Genomic DNA, 2,307 nt, shown 5'->3' on the forward strand with positions numbered 1-2,307 from the left:
TGGGAGGGCAGCTCCCTGGTCCGCTGCACCCGGAGCGGCGTGACACAGTGGTTCTCCGCACCGCCGATGGACGGGACGGTCTTTGCCGCCTTGCGCCAGATTTATGACGAAGTAGAATGGGAGGCCCTGCGGGAGGGCATCATCATCCCGGACCGGGGACAGAGCCATCTGGAGATCGCCCAGGCCTGGGCCGATGCGGATACGCGCCCGCCCTGGAGGTCACAGACGGCAGCATCTTCGTCTGCACCTATGTGCGGACTGTGGCCGATGTGGATAGCTGGGCAGATATGCCGGAGACCTCCTATCCGGAGCAATCAGAGAGACATGCGCGGTTCTGGTTCTCCTATACCCGCATCTTTGTACCGGAGAATGAGGCGGCCCGCAGCTGTCAGATGGCCGGCAACACCGTGGAGTACGACGGCAGGTACGGCGAGGCCCCGGAGGGCGCCTATGAGAATTTCCAGGTGGGGGTCCTCTACCTGACGGATGAGGGCTGGCGGTGCGACGGCACCGGCACCGGCCCGTGAATTCGGATCAAAAAAGAGAGCGGCCGAAACTCCGGCCGCTCTTTTCTGCGCTCACTGGGCCAGGAACACCAGGTTCCGGTCCGTGATGAAGTTGGGGATACTATACACGACGCAGATGGCGTCGATGCCGTTCTCCGCCGCGTACTGGGCGGGGGGCATCCGGTAATACCGCGGGTCCAGCAGGTGGACCTCGGCAAAGCTCTGGGCCAGGAAGGGTGCCAGGGCGTCGGAGTAGGAATCCCGGATCAGCAGGAGCTTGCCGCCGTCTCGGGCGTTCTCATTCTGGATGACGCACAGGGGTTGGTTGCCGCCCAGGAAGGAGGCGTATTTGTCCTTCTCGGTCAAATAGCTCCGGTCGTACAGTATGCCGGGTTCCGGAGAGCCGGTGCGCCAGGAGGTGACCATGAGGCCGTCCTCTTTGACCCAGAATTCCATGGTGTCCGGCGTCAGCCAGTGGATGCCGGACTGGGAGTACAGCGTGCCATTGAAGCTGGTACTGGCAATCTCTGGTGTAAAGCTTTCCTGCTTTAATGATTCTCTTCCCAGGACTTCCAGCAGAGCATTGGCCCCATAGAAGGCCCCGAGGGACGTCCAGTGGTGGTCTGTGCGGTAGAAGATGGGCTCGTCGGCGTGAGCGGTCAGGGCGGCGGAGAAGTCGATCATGGGCAGCCCCAGGCCCGCCGCCTGGGAGAGGTAAGCGTTCTGGTCCCAGGACTCCGCGCCCTCCGGCAGTTTGTCCCGCCACACCTCCGCCGCGGAGGGGATCAGCCCCAGATACATGGGGATGTCCGACTTCTCCGCCAGCTGGGAGACGTAATTCAGGTTCGCCTTCTCCAGGCCGTCCGCAGGGGCGTCCACCTTGGAGATCAATGTTTCGCCTTCACCGAGATAGATGTTGTTGAACAGCCGTTTGCCGATCAGCTGCTCCGTCCGGGCCTTCAGGCCCGTCCACTGGTCCCGCAGGGGAAACTGGTCCTGGACGTAGGCCTCCACGTCCTCCATATAGCTGCCGTCCAGCACGCTGGACAGAGTCAGTGCCGGCCGCTGCTGGAGGGTGCGGTTCTCCACGTCGGACCGCTCCCGGTCCGGCAGGAGCATCTGCCACACCATCAGCCCCCCCAGAAAGAGGCAGAACACCGCTGTGAGAAATCTTGCGTATCGTTTGGACAAGGTCTCTGCCTCCTCTCAGAACCGGAAATACAGGAAGGGGTTGTAGCTGCCGTCCACCAGATAGGCCGTGCAGACCACCAGGGAAAGGCCCATGAGCACCGGGGTGGCCAGCTGTTCTGCCTGCCGGGGCAGCTTCGCCCACAGCCGCTGGCCCAGAGCGGTGGAAGCCAGCACCAGTACCGCCAGTGTCACGGCGTAGCTCCGCAGCCGGAACAGGTCCGCCCCGCTCCAGAGCGGCGCACCGCCGAAACAGGCGGCAAGGTAGTCCCCGCACACGCCCAGGTCCACCATGGCAAAGAGGCCCCAGCCCACGAACACCACGATGAGGGTGTAGAGGTGCTTGAGGATCGCCGGGGTCTTCTCCAGTACGCCCCGAAGGACGTACCGCTCCAAGATCAGCCAGGCGGCGAAGTACAGTCCCCACAGGATGAAATTCCAGCTGGCCCCGTGCCAGAAGCCCGTGCAGAACCAGACGATCAGGAGGTTCCGGATGGTCCTGGCGGTGCCGCCCCGGTTGCCTCCCAGGGGGATATACAAATAGTCCCGGAACCAGGAGGTCAGGGACATGTGCCACCGCCGCCAGAAGGTGCCCACGGAGTCGGCGCAGTAG

At 63.5% G+C, this 2,307-nt stretch carries 3 protein-coding genes; 1 reads left to right on the top strand and 2 read right to left on the bottom strand.

From position 1 onward, the window contains the following. Positions 1–260: 260 nt before the first annotated feature. Entirely contained in the window at positions 261–527 is a 267-nt protein-coding gene (locus tag QVE23_RS08055; RefSeq protein WP_287967899.1) for a hypothetical protein, read from the top strand. A 51-nt stretch (positions 528–578) separates the two neighbouring features. Here the strand turns inward: QVE23_RS08055 and QVE23_RS08060 are convergent, their stop codons facing one another. After that, a complete protein-coding gene (locus tag QVE23_RS08060) occupies positions 579–1,697 on the bottom strand; it encodes a DHHW family protein (RefSeq protein ID WP_287967901.1) in 1,119 nt (372 codons plus the stop codon). A 15-nt stretch (positions 1,698–1,712) separates the two neighbouring features. Then, a partial coding sequence (locus QVE23_RS10955) for an MBOAT family O-acyltransferase (protein WP_502919083.1) occupies positions 1,713–2,307 on the bottom strand: 595 nt, incomplete at its 5' end.

Source organism: Oscillibacter sp. KLE 1728, assembly GCF_934833455.1.
GTDB lineage: Bacteria > Bacillota > Clostridia > Oscillospirales > Oscillospiraceae > Oscillibacter > Oscillibacter welbionis.